Origin of the sequence: Clostridium sp. FP1 (genome assembly GCF_011065975.2) — a bacterium.
Classification (GTDB): domain Bacteria; phylum Bacillota; class Clostridia; order Clostridiales; family Clostridiaceae; genus Clostridium_AD; species Clostridium_AD tagluense.
In genome coordinates this window covers 3,568,298-3,587,058 of the sequence record NZ_JAAMNJ020000001.1, presented here as the reverse complement: position 1 = coordinate 3,587,058, position 18,761 = coordinate 3,568,298, and the positions used below count along the sequence as shown (strand labels likewise).

Genomic DNA, 18,761 nt, shown 5'->3' with positions numbered 1-18,761 from the left:
CTCCGTAGTGACTTGCAATAAAAGACGATAGAAACGTTTAAATACTATTTAGAGTCACGTTTACGTAATGAACTTAAGGTATGTTATTGTAAAATAATTGTAATTTCGAAATCAGGTATTTTTTCTTGGATTATACTTTTAGTTATAGCATAATCTAAGAAAAAACTTTTAATCTAATTTCCAGTTTAGAGTTTTTTTGCAAGTAGCTCCAGAGAAATTTCATATCATTTAACGACATTTCAGAAGGAAGTCTCCAACTTCTATAAGTTGGGGTCACATACTACAACAAAAAGAAAACTTCAGTGGGAGTCTAAATCTCCTTCTGAAGTCGTTAATTACAGCTCCGCAGGAGATGATTTAATGTTTCTTGAAAGTGTGCTTAGGGACGGTTCTCAAAATGATATTGAGAATCGTCCCTAGAAATATTGAAAAAAGGTTGAATATTGCGATAATATATTATATTATTAATAGTAATAATATAATAATGGTTTCATTTATGCACAGGAGATGAGAGGTATGAAAGTTATCAAACAGGATGGTAAACTTCAAGAATTTGATTTAATCAAAATAAAAACTAGCATAGATAGGGCTTCTTCCGATGCTATGCAACCGCTTAATGAATCAGATATTGAGAATGTGGCAAAGAGCATTGAAAAAGGTTTAAAAAATTATCAAAAGGAAAATATTCATTCTGATATTATTCAAAAATTTGTATTGCGCGAATTAGAAAAACAAGGATTTAAAGTTGTGGCTGAATATTATAAACAAGGAAAAGTTAATAATAAAAAACAAAGTAGATGAATTAAAATCATCTGCTTTTTTGTTAGGAGTGGATTTTTATGGAATTATGGGATATTTATGATGAGAATAGAGAAAAAACCGGACGGACACACGAGAGAGGTATTCCTGTGAAGGAAGGTGATTATCATTTGGTGGTTCATGTTTGGATTGTTAATGATAGAGGAGAATTTTTAATTCAAAAGAGGCAACCCTGGAAAGAGGGTTGGCCTAATATGTGGGATGGTTCCGCTGCTGGTTCTGCAATAGTTGGAGATAGTAGTAAAGATGCAGCTATAAGAGAAACGAAGGAAGAGCTAGGCGTTGATTTGGATATGAGAAGAGGTGAAATTTTGTTCACCATTAAATTTTCTAGTGGCTTTGAGGATATTTGGCTTGTTAGGCAAAATGTTAATATGAAAGATATAAAACTTCAATACGAGGAAGTTGCAGACGCAAAATGGGCTAGTGAGAAGCAAATTAAACAAATGATAGGGAATGGTGAATTTATAGCATACAATTACATTGATAAAATTTTTGAAATGGTGAGTTCTAACATAAAGAAACCTATATTTCCTAGTGAAGTTAAGGCGAAAAATTAAAAAACTATTAAAAAGTAGTTGGTTTCTTTTAACCATCTACTTTTTATTTTTAAATTGGTTATGTAACTATTGAAGTATATTTATAAGCATTTTCAAGGCAACTGCTAGGGACATGGTTACAAATATAGGTTTTATAAGTTTTGAACCCTTATTTAAGGCAACTCTTGTACCCATTTTAGCCCCTAAAATCATAAATACTGCCACTGGTAATCCCAACATATAATTTATCTGGCCGCTAAGAGCAAATAAAATTAGAGCTGTAACATTGCTGACAAAGTTTAAAATTCGAGCATTAGCAGAAGATGATACAAAGTTGAACCCGAAGATATTTATAAATCCAAAAACTAAAAAAGAGCCAGTGCCAGGACCGAAAAATCCATCATAAAAACCTAGAGATAGTGCGAGGATAACACCACCTAGGACATTTTTTTTAGTAAGTCCCTTAAATTTATCTTGGAGACCTAAAGATTTGGAAAAAAGAGTATAAATTCCAATAAACATGATAAGAATTAATACTAGTGTATTTAGAAACTTTTGGTCTATATTTAGTACTGCCTTAACACCTAGCATTGAACCTATAAAAGTAAAGGGAATAAGATATTTTAAAAGTTTGAAATTCGCCTTGCCCGATTTTATAAATCCAAGAGAGCTAGTAAAAGAACCAGCAGTGGCACTAAATTTGTTTGTACCAAGAACCATATGAGGAGGGAGTCCTGCAAGCATAAAGGCGGGTACACTTATGAGGCCTCCACCTCCAGCGATGGAATCTACAAAAGAGGCTAAAAAACCAGCTATGCATAGAAGGATAATTTTAGTAATCATATAACACCTACCTAATTTTCATTTAAACAAAAGCAAATATACAGTTTCCCTATCATTATAAATGATTATTAATATAAATTAAAGACATATATCCATTCACTGTAAGTTAGGCTATCACACAAAAACATCCTGTGAATTTTCAAAGGATACATAATAGCCTCTTGATTTATACTTCATAAATACGTATTATATATAGATGGGAGTAAAAGTATATGTTTTTCTCTCGTCTCGGATTAATAAAATAAGGTTTTGAAAAATAATAGTATAATGAGAAGGAGGATTTACAATGTTAGAACAAAAGGACATAAACAAAAGTGTTATTGAGGAATCAGATGATATAAATAATAAATCTTTAGGAAAAAACGAAGAATTAATGGGTACGGATATTAGTAACCAAAATTCTAACGAGTACAAATCTATAAAACCTAATTTTATAGATACGCTTAAAGCTAGTCTAATAGATTTGGTAGTTATAGGAGGAATATCGGCAGTAGGAGTATTTGTGGCAGATGCGATTTTGAAATTAGCAGGATATTCTATAACTCAAAAGTTCCAAATGGGATTTATAATTTTCATGGTGGTTATGGTTCTATATATGAGTATTATGGAAAGTGGTAAAAAATCTAGTACTATTGGTAAGAAAATATCCGGACTAATTATTACAAAAGGATAGGGGATAGAGAAAACTATGCAAAAAAGAAAAGAATACGAATTTTATATAGAAGATATGGAATTTCCAGCACAGGGAATAGCATTTCATGAAGGTGAAAAAGTTTCTATTAAAAATACACTGCCAGGTCAAAAGGTAATTGGCAGAGTGTTAAAGAAGAAACCAGATGGATTCCAAGCTAAACTTGTAAGTGTCATTGAGGATGTGGACTATAAGATTGAACCGCAATGTACTATTACGGATTTATGCGGGGGCTGTAGCCATCAATTTCTTTCTTATGAAAAACAATTAGAATTTAAAAAGCAACAGGTATTAAGGTTATTTGAGGCTGCAGAAATTAAAGATTTTGAGTTTTTAGGAATAGAGGAGAGCCCAGATCAATTCGAATATAGAAATAAAATGGAATTTACTTTTGGAGACTTTCAAAAAGATGGTGAGTTAACTCTAGGCATGCATCTCAAAGGAAGAAGTTTTAGCATAGTTACTGTGGATGATTGTAGAATTGTAGATGTTGATTTTAGAGAAATTTTAAAATTAGTATTAAACTATTTTAAAGAATTAAAATTACCACATTATAAAGTAATGGAGCATGCAGGATATTTAAGAAACTTAGTTATTCGAAAAGCCACAAGTACTGGTGAAGTATTAGTTAATATTGTAACTACAACTCAGATAGATTTTGATTTTAGCGAAATAACTAATATGCTTAAGGGGTTAAAATGTGTTGGAAACATCACAGGAATAATACATACATTTAATGATGGCCTGGCAGATACAGTTCACCCTGATAAAATAGAAGTATTATACGGAAGAGATTATATTATGGAAGAAATATTAGATCTTAAATTCAAAATAAATGCTTTTTCTTTTTTTCAAACTAATACAAAAGGTGCAGAAAAGCTTTATGGTTTAGTTAGGGATTTCTTAGGCTGCGCTGAATCAAAAGTAGTATTTGATTTATATTGTGGAACGGGAACTATTGGACAAATTGTTGCAGCTAAAGCGAAAAAAGTTTTGGGAATTGAATTAATAGAAGAAGCGGTTGCTGCTGCAAATGAAAATGCTAAAATTAACCAATTAGATAATTGTGAGTTTATAGCAGGTGATGTAGCAAAGGTTATTAAAGAAGTGAAATATAAACCAGATTGCATTATTTTAGATCCTCCAAGAGCTGGAGTGCATCCTGTAGCCTTAGATTATGTTATAAAATTTGATGCGCCACATATAGTTTATGTATCTTGTAATCCTAAAAGTCTAGTAGTTGATTTGAAGGAAATGATGGATAATGGATACAAAGTTCAAAAAGTAATACTTATGGATATGTTTCCACATACTCCACATATAGAAACTATTGTAGATATAGTAAAAATTTAATCATATAGCATAATTATTTTTATATTTAGTTGAAAAATGTACCCTTTCGCATTTGAATGGCATATAAAGTAGTATAAATTCAAATAAAGGAGGGATGGCTGGATGGTAGAGATAGTTATTCAATATGTTTTAATACTGCTTTTAGTAGTAGGCCTTGGCTATTTAGTTTACTTGTTAAAGGATAAGGATATAAATCTTAGGGAAGACTATTTTGGTCTTGCTTATGTAATATTTGGTGGATTATCTGCTAGTGAGTCTACACCTGAAAATGCAAAAAGAATTATTAGAATTATTTCAAGCATAGTTCAGCACGTAGAATCAAACTATAAAAATAGTGAAAATGCATTTAAAGAAGAAAAAGCTATTAATATGGCAAAGGATGCTATTAGTTTATTAAATCTTGAAAGCAACATAGATAGAGAAAGCCTAAAATATATTATAAGATTAGCTGCAGCATTACTTCCAGCAACTAATAAAATAACAAAATAAGATTACAGCAATTACGATATTAACCGGCAGGAGAGTTTTGTTCTGTCGGTTGTTATTTTCTTAACTGAAACAAGCCAAGGAGGAAAGTTAATGTTAGAAACCATAGAATATGGAGAACTTGAGGGGAATTATGTATTAGTTGACGTAAGAAGTCCAGGTGAATTTGAGGAAGGGACTATAAAAGGGGCAATTAATATACCCTTATTTGATGATGAAGAAAGAAAAATTATTGGTACCATATATACAAGGGAAAGTGTTGACAAAGCAAAAAGAATTGGACTAGAAGTGGCATCTAAAAAATTACTCCATATTTATGATGAAATAAAAGAACTTAGTAAACAATACAATAAAATTGTGTTATTTTGCGCTAGAGGAGGAATGAGAAGTGGTGTGCTTGGTATGCTACTTAGTTCTCTTGGCATAAATACAGAGAGAATACATGAGGGATATAAGGGATATAGAAAATTTGTAATTGAAAAGTTACCTGAACTTAATGATGGTGTTCAATATGTGGTTTTGCATGGTAATACTGGTGTCGGTAAAACTGAAATACTTAAACAGTTAGAATGTGATGGATTTGATGTTTTAGACCTTGAAGGGTTTGCTAATCATAGAGGATCACTTTTAGGTACAGTAGGACTTGGAAAAACCGCTAGTCAAAAGGCCTTTGAATCTAAAATATACCATATGCTACGAGAGGCTAAAAGCTCATATGTATTTATTGAAGCAGAAAGCAAACGTATAGGAAACACTACAATACCTGATTTTATATTTCAAAAGATGAAAAGTGGTATACATATATTTGTAGATGCAGATATTGATTTTAGAACAAATCTTATTATTAATGAATATACAAAGTTTGAAAACTGTAATAGCGAAATAATTGATTGTTTAAAAAGATTGGAAAAATATATTGGAGAAAAAAACATTGACAGGTACTGCAAGGCTGTTTTAGAATCAGAATATCAGGTCGTGGTAAGTGAACTTATGATAAAACATTATGACCCGATGTATATGCATACCTCTAATAAATATGATTATAAATTAAAAGTTACAGTAGAGGACATAAAAACTGCTACAAAACAAATAGAAAATTGGTTCAAAGTTATATAAAAGAATAAAAATACCAAAAAACAGAAACTAATGTTCTGTTTTTTTATTTAAAGGCCTTTACCTTTTGAGAGTAAACATATAAAATAACAAATGTATAATAAAATTTTACTGGAGGATTTATATGAGTTTTGATAAGGAAGAAATTCAAACCTATGATGTAACCGACTTAACTTCTCTAGAAAAACTAGAGCCTGTGAGAATAAGACCAGGTATGTACATAGGTTCTACAGGGAGCAAAGGGTTACATCATTGTATATGGGAAATTTTAGATAATTCTATAGATGAGATAGCTAATGGTTATGGTGATAGAGCTGAAATAATATTAAATAAAGATAAAAGTGTTACTATTCTTGATAATGGTAGGGGGATTCCTACAGGAATACATCCTATAAAAAATAAATCTGGTGTGGAAATGGTATTTACTGAGCTTCACACTGGTGGAAAGTTTAATAATAAGAACTATAAAACTTCTGGTGGACTTCATGGTGTTGGAGCTGCCGTAGTAAATGCATTATCGGAGTGGCTCTTAGTTGAAATAAGTCAAAAGGGTAAGATCTTCACTCAAAGATTTGAATATTCTTATGATAAGGAGTTAAAAAGACCTATGCCAGGTACACCGGTGACCAAGCTGCTCGAAGTAGGGTTAACCAAAAAGACGGGTAGTAAAATTACTTTTATGCCGGATAAAGATGTATTCACTACCCTGGAATTTAAAACAGACGTTATTGATGAGCGGCTTCAAGAATTAGCCTTTCAAAATAAAGGAATTACCTTAGTATTTATAGATAATAGAAAAGAAGGGAACCCTACAAAAGAATATCACTCGGAGCGGGGACTTTTAGATTTTATAGATTATCTAAATGAGAGCAAAACTGTTTTGCATAAGGATCCTATATTTTTTCAAGGTGAAAAAGAAATAAATGGGATACAATTATATGGCGAAGTGTGCATACAATTTACTGATTCTACTACAGAATACATTGCTAGCTATGTTAATAATATACCAACTACAGAATCAGGAACTCATGAAACTGGATTTAAAACAGGCATGACAAGAGCTTTTAAAGAAGGCGCTAAAAAGCTTAATCTTTTAAAAGAGAAGGATAAGGAATTTGAAGGTGACGATTTAAGAGAAGGTATGACGGCCATTGCTAGAATTAAAATAAGCAACCCAATCTTTGAAGGTCAGACTAAAAGCAAATTAGGAAATAATGAGGCCTATAGCATGATGAATGAATTATGCTTTGCTAAAATTTTAGAGTGGATAGAAGACAATAAAGAAATGGCTACTAGTATAATAAATAATGCTATTTCTGCTGCATCAAGACGGGATAAAATAAAAAAGATTAATGACGCTGAGAGAAAAAAAATAGGTAAGGGTGCAGCTCCTCTTGCAGGGAAGATTGCAGTATGTACATTAAAAGATTCGGAATTTACAGAATTTATAGTGGTGGAGGGAGACTCAGCTGGTGGAAGTGCAAAACAAGCCAGAGATAGAAGATTCCAAGCTATAATGCCTTCAAAAGGTAAAATTATGAATACCGAAAAGCAAAAGTTGGAAAATGTACTAGCTAGTGAAGAACTTAAAATATTTAACACTGCCATTGGAACAGGAGTTTTGGAAAATTATAAGGAAAAAGATTTAAAATATGGCAAAATAATTATTTTAAGTGATGCAGATGTTGATGGATATCACATTAGGACCTTATGGATGACTTTTATTTATAGATATATGAGACCGCTCATCGCCAATGGTCACCTTTATATGGGGATGCCACCACTTTATAAGGTTTATAAGAACGGTAAAAATGGCGAAGTTGCTAAGTATGCTTATAGTGATGAAGAACTAAATAAGACAAAAAAAGAAATTGGAAAAGGTGCTATTATCCAAAGATATAAGGGTCTTGGAGAAATGAATCCAGATCAACTTTGGGATACTACACTAAATCCAAGTACTAGGACTTTGCAGCAGGTTACCATAGAAGATGCAGCAAAGGCAGAGAAGATGGTTTCACTTCTAATGGGTGATGTTGTTGCGCCTAGAAAAAATTACATGTACAAATATGCTGAGTTTTAAAGGGGGATTTATTTAATGGCAAAAAAAATTGACATACCTAAAGATAATAATATAATAATGACTCCTATAGAGGAAGCGATGCCAGATAACTACCTTCCATATGCTGTGGAGGTTGCCCGGGATAGAGCGCTACCAGATGTACGAGATGGTTTAAAACCAGTACATAGAAGGATTCTTTATGGAGCATATATGCTAAAGGCCTTTCCAGATAAGCCTTACTATAAGTCAGCAAGAATAGTTGGAGATATTCTTGGGAAATACCATCCTCATGGAGACAGCTCTGTTTATGGAGCTATGGTAATACTAGCTCAAGATTTCGCCACAAGAAAACCATTAATAGATGGTCATGGAAACTGGGGAAGTCAAGATGGGGATAATGCAGCTGCTATGCGTTATACAGAAGCAAGGCTGTCACCCATTGCTCTTGAAATGATAAGAGATATAGATAAAGGCGTTGTGGAAATGGTAGATAATTATTCTGATACAGAGAAGGAACCATCTGTACTGCCATCAAGATATCCTAATTTGCTTGTAAATGGGACCTTTGGTATAGCGGTAGGAATAGCAACAAACATACCACCTCATAATCTAGGAGAGGTAATTGATGGATTATTAGCTTATGCTGATAATATGGAAATTACAACAAAGCAGCTTATGCAGTATATTAAAGGTCCAGATCTACCAACTGGAGGAATATTAATTGGCAAGAAGGCTATGGAATCTGCTTACGCAACTGGTGAAGGCAAAGTAACGCTACGTTCTAAAATGAAAATTGAAACATTAGAAAATGGGAAACTTGGCATAGTTATTACGGAGTTTCCATATAGGAAAAACAAGGCAAAATTACTGCAATCTATTTCTGATATGACAGCAGACAAAAAACATGCAAAAGCACTTGAGTCTATTGTAGATATTAGAGATGAATCAGATAGAAGTGGGCTAAGATCTGTGATTGAATTTAAAAAGTCTACAGATGCAGAAACTGCTACTAAGGTACTTAAATACTTATTGAAAAAAACAGAACTTCAATGTAATTTACCTTTTAATATGGTAGCATTGGCGGGTGGAAAACCTCAAACTATGGGGCTTAAAACTATATTAATGCACTATTTAAATCATCAAAAGGATGTTGTCACTAAAAGAACTCAAAGTGAACTGGCAGTTGCTGAAAATAGATTCCATATTGTAGAAGGATTTATTAAGGCAGTAGAAGTAATGGATGAAATTATTGTAATAATTAGAGGCTCAAAATCTAAAAAGGATGCCTCAGAAAACCTTATTAGTAGGTTTGGTTTTTCCACAATTCAAAGTGATGCAATACTTGAACTTATGCTATATAGGCTAACGGGACTTGAAATAAAAATATTCTTAAAGGAATATAAAAAGCTGGAAGCACTAATTATGGGATATAAAAAAATTCTTGAAAATGACAAGGAACTTTTGAAAATAATAAAAACAGAAATCTTAGAAATCAAAGAAAAATATAATGATCCTAGGCGTTCGGAAATTATCGAAGATGATAACGAAGCTAAAATAGACCTAGAAGAGTTAATCGTGGTAGAGGATATTATGATAACATTATCTAATGATGGTTATATAAAAAGAGTGCCTATGAAATCCTATAATAGGTCTAATACTAATATAGAAGATATAGAGTATAGAGAGGGAGATTTTAATACATATTTAATTGGAACAAATACTAAAGATACCTTAATGATCTTTACGGACCTCGGAAATATGTACCAGCTAAGAGGCGATTTAGTGCCGGAATATAAGTGGAAGGAAAAAGGCGAAAGACTTGATACCCTACTTCGAGGTATAGATTTAACAAAAGAGAAAATCGTGGGTATACTTTCAGCTGAAAACCTATCTTCTCAAAAGGAACTTATGTTCTTTACTAATAAAGGGAATATAAAGAAAACAGATTTGGAAAAATTTATTACAAGTTATACTAAATTATCAGCTTTAAGGCTAAGAGAAAATGAAAAACTTCTTCATGTTAGGTTAATAGATAAAGAAAGGCAAGAAAATTTCTTTAAGGTATTAACAAAGGAAGGGTTAGAATTCTGTGTGGAAGAACCGGTTCTCCAGGATATTGATAGAAATACAATAGGTACTCAGTTATTTAATCTTACAAGCAAGGATGAAGTGGTAAAAATAGAATTTACCCCGGAGTATGATTATAAAGAATTTTATCTTAGTATAAATATAAAAGGTGCAATAAAAGTATCTAGTAGAAAAACAAATACGCATTTAAGTACCTATACTAAATCATCTTCTACATTGCTTATATTTACGGAAAAGGGCGCAGTTCATAAATTACCTAGCTATATGATTCAGAATGTTGATAAGACAGGTATATTTATTAACACTCTACTGGACAATTTCAATACTTACGATAAAATAGTAGACATTGCGTCCATTGATAATTTCAATGAAGAAATAAGTATATATTTCTTTACTAAAAAGGGATTTACAAAACGAACTAAGCTTTGTGAATTAGAAGGAGATTTCTTCTCCTCCATGGTTTATAAATTAAAAACAGAAGAAGATAAATTGACCTCTGTAAAAATCAACAAGGATACTGAAGATAAAGATATACTAATGGTAACCAAAAAGGCAATGTGCATAAGATTTAATGTGAGTAATATTAACTTTATGGGGAAAGTTGCATCAGGGGTAACAGGAATTAGCTTAAGAGATGACGAAGTTATCTTTGTAGATTTGGTACCTTCAGTAACAAAAAAAGACAAAGGTGCGAGTGAAATAGCCCTCACTTTGGAGGAAGATTTATGTTTAACCGTCAGCTGCTTTAAAGGTGAAAAGAAGACTATAAGGCTTCAGGATATAAACGTTCAAAATAGGGCAGGTAGAGGTAAAAATTTAACTAATGCACTTATAGATGATTACGTAGAGGATGTTACTTTAGCTTCAGAAGAAAAATAACAAGCCAAAGATGATAATAAACAAAAATAAAAAAACACGCAATAAAAAGTTAAATAAAACTTGGTTTAGCGTGTTTTCTTTTTATTGAAAATAAAGAATTTATTAATTGAAAAACCAAGTAAACCTATAGTCGTAGAATCTATTAAAATGCATATGTTAAACCAAAGGTGGTTTAATTTCACCATAGGTGTTCCTCTATGCATATGATGAATTAAAGGGTTGTGACTTGTTAATAAAATTAACATAAAACTATTTAAAATCATACTAAAAAATAATACAGAGGCATATGGAAAATAAGCTTTTTCAGGTGAAGTTTCTTTAAAAGTGAATTTTTTATTTAAATTATAACTACAGATTGAATAAACGAAAAAGGCTATGAGATTAAAAACAAATAGCATTTTACCACTAGTAATGCCTGTGGTATAGGAAAGAATATTCAATATGATAAGCTCTATTATAATATTAATAGCACCAACTAGGGAATACTTAATAAATTGAGTTAAGGATTGTGTTTTATGTTTATTATTCATGTTTTTGTGACTGGATACTCGTGATTTAAATCATGAGAGGAATGCCATAGGCACTCAAAACCAACCTACCTCCTTCTTAAATTAATTTTAAAATAGTAGTTTTTATACAAGGTAACTATTTACATAAAATGAATATTGTCATCATATTAGTTTACAACAAAAAAAACAAAAATAAAACAAAAATAAAAATAAAACAAAAATAAAAAAATGAAGGTGATTAAATGGAAAAAATAACGTTTAAAAATGGAGTAAAACTAATGTATAAAAAAGCAGAAAATAATTTAACTTCTTTTACCATAGGTTTTAATGCTGGGGCAAATCGTGAGGAAAATAATGATTTAGGCATGGCTCATGTGGTAGAGCACATGCTTTTTAAGGGCACAGCTTCCCGCACGGAATTCCAGATTAATAAATTATGCGATGAAACCTTTGGATTTTGTAATGCAATGACTAATTATCCCTATGCAGTATATTATGGCACCACCCTAGATGAAGATTTTGAAAAGGGTTTTGAAATTTACTCAGATATAATTTTGAATCCAACTTTTCCAGGGTCGGGGTTCAAAGAGGAAATAGATGTAATAAGCGCCGAATTAAAAGAGTGGAAAGATGATTCTAGCCAGTTTTGTGAAGATTCCATGCTGTATAATGGATTTAATAAGCGAAGAATAAAGAATTTAATCATAGGCACAGAAGAGTCAATTCGTTCCATCACCATCGATAGAATTAAAAACTTTTATCATAAAAACTATACCTCAGATAATTGTGTTGTGAGTATAATATCCTCCATGAGTTTTAAAAGTGTTTCAGACATAGTGGAAAAGTATCTTTGTAATTTTGATAATAAGTTATTTAATATTAAGCATCACATAGATGGTGCGTCAGAGCATATATACGAAAATAATAATCCAGGTACCTACTTCGAGTATAGAGATGACTTGCAAGGTGCTAAAATTCAATATTGTTTCCCTATCCATGATTTAAATGATAGAGAAATTAGTGCACTAAAGCTATTTAGCTTAGTTTTTGGAGAAGGTACAAGCAGTATACTATATGATGAAATTAGGACTAAAAGAGGCCTTGTCTATGATATAAGCAGTAAAATTAAAAATGAGACAGGAATAAAACTCTTTACAATTACCCTTGGAACTTCCTATGAAAATGTAAATAAGACCATAGAAATTATTAATAATCAAATTGAGGAAGTAAAAAAAATAAAGGGTTATTTTGATGGGTCTTGCCTTTTAAAACTGTGTAAAAGTTACAAATTAAGAAGGATGCTAGCCCTAGAGAAATCTATTCAAACTAGCATGAGTTTATGTGTATATGAAATTATGTATGGAGATGGCTCTGCAATTTTTTCTGAATTTAAAGCCATGGAAAACATAAAAGAGGCAGAAATAATGAAAGTAGTGAATAGTGTTTTAGTTAATCCTACTATTCAAATTTTGATGCCGAAAAATTCAGCAGCAAATATGAAATAATAATTAATTAGGAGATAAATATGGAGAAAAAGTGGTTAATAAGAAGTACCTCTAAAGATATTAAAGCGCTAGCAAAAAAATCTGGTGTAAGCGAGGTTTTAGCTAAAATTTTAATTAACAGGGGATTTAGTAATGAAATAGATATAAAAAAATTTATGAGGGCTAGTTTAGAGGATTTATATGATCCATTTTTAATGAAAGATATGGAAAAAGCCATAGAACTAATAAAACTCGCTATAGAAAACAAGAAAAAAATAGTAGTATATGGAGATTATGATGCGGATGGTGTTACTAGTACTGTTATAATGTACAAATCATTAAAACAATGTGGTGCAGCTGTAGAATACTATGTTCCTGATAGAGAACTTGAAGGTTATGGCATAAATAGTGATAGGATTAGAAAACTCAGCGTAGAAGGGTTTGAGGTGATTTTAACTTGTGATAATGGGATTGCTGCAATGCAGCAGGTAAAACTAGCAAAAGAACTAGGAATGACCGTTATAATAACTGATCATCATGAGTTATCTTTTGAGGAAGATAGTACAGGACATAGAACCTTCAATATCCCCCCAGCGGATGCAGTTATTAACCCAAAACAAAAGGAATGTAATTATCCATTTAAACAACTCTGTGGAGCAGGTATTGCACTTAAATTTGTACAAGCGCTATATTTAAAACTTGGAATTAATAGTGAAGCTGTAAAAGAATTTATAGAAATAGCAGGAATAGGAACTATTTGTGATGTGGTAGATTTGATAGACGAAAATAGAATAATTGCTAAAAATGCATTAGGGATGTTAACAAATACAAAAAATCTTGGTTTAAAATGTTTAAAAGAAATTTTAAGCATTGAGGGTAAAGAGATAAAATCTTATCATGTTGGGTTTCAAATAGGACCCTGCATAAATGCTACAGGGAGACTAGAGTCAGCGGCCATTTCAGTTGAACTTCTTATATGTGAAGAACAAACTAGAGCAGTGGAACTAGCTAAAACACTATATGAACTTAATAAAAAAAGACAAGACATGACAACGGAAAATGTGCAGCAGGTGATAGAACTTGTGCAGCATTCCCCTTTCAAAAATGACAAAGTATTAGTAATTTATAAAGATACCATTCATGAGAGTATCGCAGGAATTGTAGCAGGGCGTGTTAGAGAAACTTTCAATGTGCCAACAATAATATTAACTAGTGGAAAGGAAAGTCCTAAAGGTTCAGCAAGATCTATTGAAGAATATAATTTGTTTGAGGAATTAATAAAATGCGAAGAACTACTTTTAAAATTCGGAGGACACCCAATGGCGGCAGGTCTTTCTATAAAAGAGGAAAATATAGAAAAATTAAGGCTAAAGTTAAATTCTATTTGCAAGCTAACAGATGAAGATATTATACCTAAAGTAAGAATAGATGAGAGAATGCCACTTAATAAAATAAATTATGGGATAATTGAAGAATTAGAGCTTTTAGAACCTTATGGAAAAGGTAATTCTTCACCACTACTAGCTGAAAAAAACATACCGGTTTTAAAAATAGATATATTAGGTAAAAGTGCAAATACAATAAAAATAAAATTTTTAATTCCAGGAACGAATAAAACCATTGATGGAATATTTTTCAATAGGGTAGAGGAATTTATGGAAATGTTAAAGGATTCCTATGGAGAAGAATATAGGACCTATCTTGATATTCCAAGAGGAATGAAACTAGATTTAATTTTTTCACCTCAAATTAATGAGTACAATGGGTACAAGTCTATTCAATTAAAAATCATAGAATTTAAACTCAGTTAAATGATCTTCTTCGAAGCTGTAATATTAAAGACACATAGACCGAGGCCTATGTGTCTTTATATATTTTGGATAAATTATAAATTTTCTTCGTACTGTTGTACCATTTTTTTTACCATTTCTCCGCCAACAGAACCACATTCCCTTGAAGTTAAATCACCATTGTAATCTGTAAAGTTAACACCTAGTTCTTTTGCAGTTTCCATTTTAAATTTATTTAATCCGGCTTTAGCTTGAGGTACTAATTTTCTGTTTGACATTTGTTAATCACTCCTTTTATATTTTATTTTATTATGATAGTATCTTGTGCAAAAACTTAAAATATATAATAGAATATTTGTGGAAAATAAGGCAAGTTAATTTTAAATTGTAACTTTCATTATATGCAGTTAAAATAGATAAAAAGAAATTATAAATATTTATAAGACTTAGGCAAAATAATAAAAATTAAAGAGTATATGACTAGCATATACTCTTTAATAACTAATTTAAATTATAGATTTTTTTCGTATTGCTCTACCATTTTTTTAACCATTTGTCCGCCTACAGAACCGTTTTGTCTAGAAGTAAGATCTCCATTGTATCCATTAGTTAAATTAACTCCGACTTCTTGAGCAGCTTCCATTTTAAATTTGTTTAAACCCTCTCTAGCTTGTGGTACTAATGATCTGTTTCTGCTTGTCATTATTAATTACCTCCCTCTATATTTTATTTGTGTTATGATAGTATCTTGTGCAGAAATTTGAAATATATAATAGAATATTGAAGGAAAATAAGGCAAGTACATCATTTTAAATTAATACTTGTTATTATATGAAAAAGTTTAATTATATGAAAAAAAATTACATATTACTCTTGCTTTAATCAATATAAAATGAATACATATATTTATATGATTAAGGTGAAAATATCATAGTTAAAAGGTATATGGCTAGCATATACCTTTTAACTTATTCTAAATTTTAAACTTTAAATTATAAATTTTTCTCGTATTGTTCTACCATTTTTTTAACCATTTGACCGCCTACAGAACCATTTTGTCTAGAAGTAAGATCACCGTTATATCCATTAGTTAAATTAACTCCAACCTCTTGAGCAGCTTCCATTTTAAATTTGTTTAGTCCCTCTCTAGCTTGTGGTACTAATGTTCTATTACTTCCGTTTGACATATTCATTACCTCCCTTTAAATTTAAGTTTATTTGGTATACTAATAGCTTAACCTCATTTGTAATTTTTATATTAGTGAGTTAAAGGTTAGTTTTGAAAATTATATTATGTTTAGTAAAATTTGGACAACTTTTTTAAAAAAACTAGAACTTATTATTGCATTTGGTATATAATAATGTAGAATAAACTGAGTAAACCATGTTTTTTAAAGGAGTGTTAAAGTGGAAAAGCACAAAATAATAATGACTGGTGGAGGTTCAGCAGGACATGTAACACCAAATCTTGCACTTGTACCAAAACTTAAAATGTTAGGTTATGAAATTCAATATATTGGAACAAAAGAGGGTATTGAAAGAAAAATAATAGAGGGTGAAAATATAAAATATTATCCTATTTCAAGCGGGAAACTTCGAAGATACTTCGATATGAAAAATTTTACTGATCCACTAAAGGTAATTAAAGGACTTTTTGAGGCAAAAAAAATAATGAAAATTCAAAAGCCAGATATTGTTTTTTCTAAGGGTGGTTTTGTTTCTGTACCAGTGGTACTTGCTGCATACCTTTGCAAGATTCCAGTAATTGCTCATGAATGTGATATTACGCCAGGACTTGCGAATAAACTGGCGGCGCCTTATTGTACGAAAGTATGTGTAACTTTTCCAGAAGCCTTAAATGAAATAAAAAATGGAAAAGGAGTAGTAACTGGTAATCCTATAAGGCGGGAATTGTTTTTAGGAAGTAAAATAAAGGCTAAGGAAATATGCGGCTTTAAAAGTGAAAAACCAATATTGCTGATTATTGGTGGTAGCCTAGGATCTAAAGTTATAAATGAAGCTATAAGGTCAAAACTTGAAAAATTGATTTTAAAGTATAATATTATTCACATTTGTGGTGAGAATAATTTGGATAAATCACTCCAAAATAAAAATGGCTATGTGCAATTTGAATATGTAAAAGATGAATTACCTCATTTATTGGTGGCTGCAGATCTTGTGGTATCAAGAGCAGGAGCAAATGCAATTTTTGAACTTTTAGCACTAAGAAAACCTAATTTATTAATTCCGCTATCTGCCAGGGCTAGCCGCGGCGATCAAATACTTAATGCCAGATCTTTTGAAAAGAGCGGATATAGTATGGTTCTTCAAGACGAGGAGCTAACTCCAGAATGTTTGCAAATGAAGATTGATGAATTGTATAATGATTCAGAAAAATACATTGCGAATATGAATCGTAGTAACACTGAAAATAGTATTGATTTAATAGTTAACTTAATAGAAAAATATAGAAAAAGATGAAGAAAGTAAAATTTCTTCATCTTTTTTTATTTCAAATAATATTTATCCTATAAAAAACCTAAAAAAGCGTAAACTATAATTATGAGAATATATCCTTAATTATTATATATGAAAAATAATAATACAGATCAAAGGAGAAGTAAGATGGAGCTTAATTTTTTTGGTGCTTGCCAGTGTGTTACAGGTTCATGCCATATGCTCAAAATAGGAAATAAAACTATCTTATTGGATTGTGGATTATACCAAGGAAGAGATGGAGATGGAGGTAAAAACCAGAATTTTGAATTTAACCCAGCAGAAATAGATTTAATGATATTATCCCATGCTCACATAGATCATAGTGGAAGAATTCCACTACTATATAAGAATGGATTTAAAGGTGAAATTTTATGTACAAAAGCTACCAATGAACTATGCCTTGTGATGCTTCCAGATAGTGGGCATATTCAGGAGATGGAAGCTCAGTGGGAGAATAAGAAGCTTAAAAGAAAAGGACTGGAGACTACTCAGCCCTTATATTCTTCGAAAGATGCAGAGGAGTGTTTAAAGCTTTTTAAAGGTTACCCTTACAATGAGGAAATAAAACCTTTTGATGGATTAACAATTGTATTTAGGGATGCAGGCCATTTATTGGGGTCAGCTATTATAGAACTCCAAGTGGAAGAAAAAGGAGCTTCACCTGTAAAACTTGTTTATACTGGAGACTTAGGTAATGTTAACATTCCACTTATAAATGATCCCACATTTATAGGGGATGCAGATTATGTAATTATGGAAACTACTTATGGAGATAAAGTACATAATAATTTCAAAGATGTATTAAAGGAACTGGCTAGTATAGTAAAAGAAACTTTTGATAGAGGAGGAAATGTTATAATTCCATCCTTTGCAGTAGGTAGGACACAAGAAGTTATATATGCCTTGAATAATTATTTTGATAAAGAGATGCTTAAAAATCTCTCTGTTTATGTGGATAGTCCCCTGGCAGAAAAAGCAACAAGAATTTTTGAAAATAACAGAGAATATTTTGATCCTGAGGCAAAAGAGATGGAAAAATATGATGATAATATACTAGGATTTGAGGGGCTTAAATATACTCATTCAGCAGAGGAGTCTATGAAATTAAATGAGGTTCAAAAGGGAATGGTAATAATATCAACGTCTGGAATGTGTGATGCAGGTAGAATAAAACATCACTTGAAACATGGTTTATGGATTCGTGAAAATTCTATAGTATTTGTAGGATATCAAGCTGAGGGCACCTTAGGTAGAAAAATTTTAGACGGGAATAAAATGGTTAAAATTTTTGGCGAAGATATTTCCGTAGCAGCGACCATATATAATTTGCAAGGACTTTCTGGTCATGCAGATAGAAACGGGTTAATTAATTGGGTAGAACATATGAAGATAAAACCTAAAGGTATTTTTCTTGTACACGGAGATAGTGATGCTCAAAAAAGTTTTAAGGAATTATTAGATTCCAAAGAGTATAAATCTGTGATTGTTAAAAGTGGAGAAAAGTATAAATTAGAAGAAATTTAGAGAGAGTTAGTTATTTTATACTTTATTAAGAATTATTAAGGTATAATGCAATATTTATACAATATTCACAACAAAGAACTTGAAT

Annotated in this window: 17 protein-coding genes; 12 read left to right on the top strand and 5 right to left on the bottom strand. The window is 31.2% G+C overall.

All coding sequences use genetic code 11. The features are described 5' to 3' along the window. Window positions 1-516 precede the first annotated feature (516 nt). Window positions 517-801, top strand: a complete 285-nt coding sequence (locus G9F70_RS17555; protein ID WP_164944426.1) for an ATP cone domain-containing protein — start codon at window positions 517-519, stop codon at window positions 799-801. Window positions 802-839: 38 nt separating this feature from the next. Further along, window positions 840-1,379: an NUDIX hydrolase gene (locus G9F70_RS17550; protein ID WP_164944425.1), complete on the top strand. Its 540-nt coding sequence runs from the start codon at window positions 840-842 to the stop codon at window positions 1,377-1,379. 66 nt (window positions 1,380-1,445) lie between these two features. On the opposite strand, the gene G9F70_RS17545 is transcribed toward G9F70_RS17550, so the two are convergent. Then, complete coding sequence (locus G9F70_RS17545; RefSeq protein WP_164944424.1) at window positions 1,446-2,201, bottom strand: TSUP family transporter; 756 nt, start codon at window positions 2,199-2,201, stop codon at window positions 1,446-1,448. Between the two features lie 286 nt (window positions 2,202-2,487). Between G9F70_RS17545 and G9F70_RS17540 the strand changes: the two genes are divergently transcribed. From G9F70_RS17540 to G9F70_RS17515, 6 genes are all read left to right on the top strand, one after another. Further along, window positions 2,488-2,874 (top strand): RDD family protein, encoded by a 387-nt coding sequence (locus G9F70_RS17540; RefSeq protein ID WP_164944423.1) that lies wholly within the window; start codon window positions 2,488-2,490, stop codon window positions 2,872-2,874. Between the two features lie 15 nt (window positions 2,875-2,889). Continuing rightward, window positions 2,890-4,245 (top strand): 23S rRNA (uracil(1939)-C(5))-methyltransferase RlmD, encoded by a 1,356-nt coding sequence (rlmD, locus tag G9F70_RS17535; RefSeq protein ID WP_164944422.1) that lies wholly within the window; start codon window positions 2,890-2,892, stop codon window positions 4,243-4,245. Window positions 4,246-4,347: 102 nt separating this feature from the next. Further along, window positions 4,348-4,734 (top strand): hypothetical protein, encoded by a 387-nt coding sequence (locus G9F70_RS17530; RefSeq protein WP_164944421.1) that lies wholly within the window; start codon window positions 4,348-4,350, stop codon window positions 4,732-4,734. Between the two features lie 90 nt (window positions 4,735-4,824). Beyond that, the gene (gene mnmH, locus G9F70_RS17525) at window positions 4,825-5,847 is read left to right on the top strand and encodes a tRNA 2-selenouridine(34) synthase MnmH (RefSeq protein WP_164944420.1); all 1,023 of its coding nucleotides are present in this window, start codon (window positions 4,825-4,827) and stop codon (window positions 5,845-5,847) included. A gap of 121 nt (window positions 5,848-5,968) precedes the next feature. Then, the gene (locus tag G9F70_RS17520) at window positions 5,969-7,924 is read left to right on the top strand and encodes a type IIA DNA topoisomerase subunit B (RefSeq protein WP_164944419.1); all 1,956 of its coding nucleotides are present in this window, start codon (window positions 5,969-5,971) and stop codon (window positions 7,922-7,924) included. Window positions 7,925-7,939: 15 nt separating this feature from the next. Further along, a complete protein-coding gene (locus tag G9F70_RS17515) occupies window positions 7,940-10,870 on the top strand; it encodes a DNA topoisomerase IV subunit A (RefSeq protein WP_164944418.1) in 2,931 nt (976 codons plus the stop codon). A 65-nt stretch (window positions 10,871-10,935) separates the two neighbouring features. Here the strand turns inward: G9F70_RS17515 and G9F70_RS17510 are convergent, their stop codons facing one another. After that, window positions 10,936-11,400 (bottom strand): GtrA family protein, encoded by a 465-nt coding sequence (locus G9F70_RS17510; protein WP_164944417.1) that lies wholly within the window; start codon window positions 11,398-11,400, stop codon window positions 10,936-10,938. A gap of 221 nt (window positions 11,401-11,621) precedes the next feature. Between G9F70_RS17510 and G9F70_RS17505 the strand changes: the two genes are divergently transcribed. Together G9F70_RS17505 and recJ are read left to right on the top strand one after the other, a co-directional pair. Beyond that, complete coding sequence (locus G9F70_RS17505) at window positions 11,622-12,884, top strand: M16 family metallopeptidase (RefSeq protein WP_164944416.1); 1,263 nt, start codon at window positions 11,622-11,624, stop codon at window positions 12,882-12,884. Window positions 12,885-12,904: 20 nt separating this feature from the next. Further along, window positions 12,905-14,674, top strand: coding sequence for a single-stranded-DNA-specific exonuclease RecJ (gene recJ / locus G9F70_RS17500; protein WP_164944415.1), 1,770 nt, complete (start codon window positions 12,905-12,907; stop codon window positions 14,672-14,674). Window positions 14,675-14,748: 74 nt separating this feature from the next. On the opposite strand, the gene G9F70_RS17495 is transcribed toward recJ, so the two are convergent. From G9F70_RS17495 to G9F70_RS17485, 3 genes are all read right to left on the bottom strand, one after another. Continuing rightward, on the bottom strand, window positions 14,749-14,931 hold the full coding sequence (locus G9F70_RS17495; protein WP_124998100.1) for an alpha/beta-type small acid-soluble spore protein: 183 nt from the start codon (window positions 14,929-14,931) through the stop codon (window positions 14,749-14,751). 233 nt (window positions 14,932-15,164) lie between these two features. Then, the gene (locus G9F70_RS17490; RefSeq protein ID WP_164944414.1) at window positions 15,165-15,356 is read right to left on the bottom strand and encodes an alpha/beta-type small acid-soluble spore protein; all 192 of its coding nucleotides are present in this window, start codon (window positions 15,354-15,356) and stop codon (window positions 15,165-15,167) included. Window positions 15,357-15,645: 289 nt separating this feature from the next. Next, on the bottom strand, window positions 15,646-15,840 hold the full coding sequence (locus G9F70_RS17485; protein WP_124998096.1) for an alpha/beta-type small acid-soluble spore protein: 195 nt from the start codon (window positions 15,838-15,840) through the stop codon (window positions 15,646-15,648). 220 nt (window positions 15,841-16,060) lie between these two features. Between G9F70_RS17485 and G9F70_RS17480 the strand changes: the two genes are divergently transcribed. Together G9F70_RS17480 and G9F70_RS17475 are read left to right on the top strand one after the other, a co-directional pair. After that, window positions 16,061-17,134, top strand: a complete 1,074-nt coding sequence (locus tag G9F70_RS17480; protein WP_164944413.1) for an undecaprenyldiphospho-muramoylpentapeptide beta-N-acetylglucosaminyltransferase — start codon at window positions 16,061-16,063, stop codon at window positions 17,132-17,134. Window positions 17,135-17,242: 108 nt separating this feature from the next. Further along, window positions 17,243-18,676 carry an MBL fold metallo-hydrolase RNA specificity domain-containing protein gene (locus G9F70_RS17475; RefSeq protein WP_224617649.1) on the top strand — a complete coding sequence of 478 codons (1,434 nt, stop codon included), beginning with the start codon at window positions 17,243-17,245 and terminating at the stop codon, window positions 18,674-18,676. Window positions 18,677-18,761 lie beyond the last annotated feature (85 nt).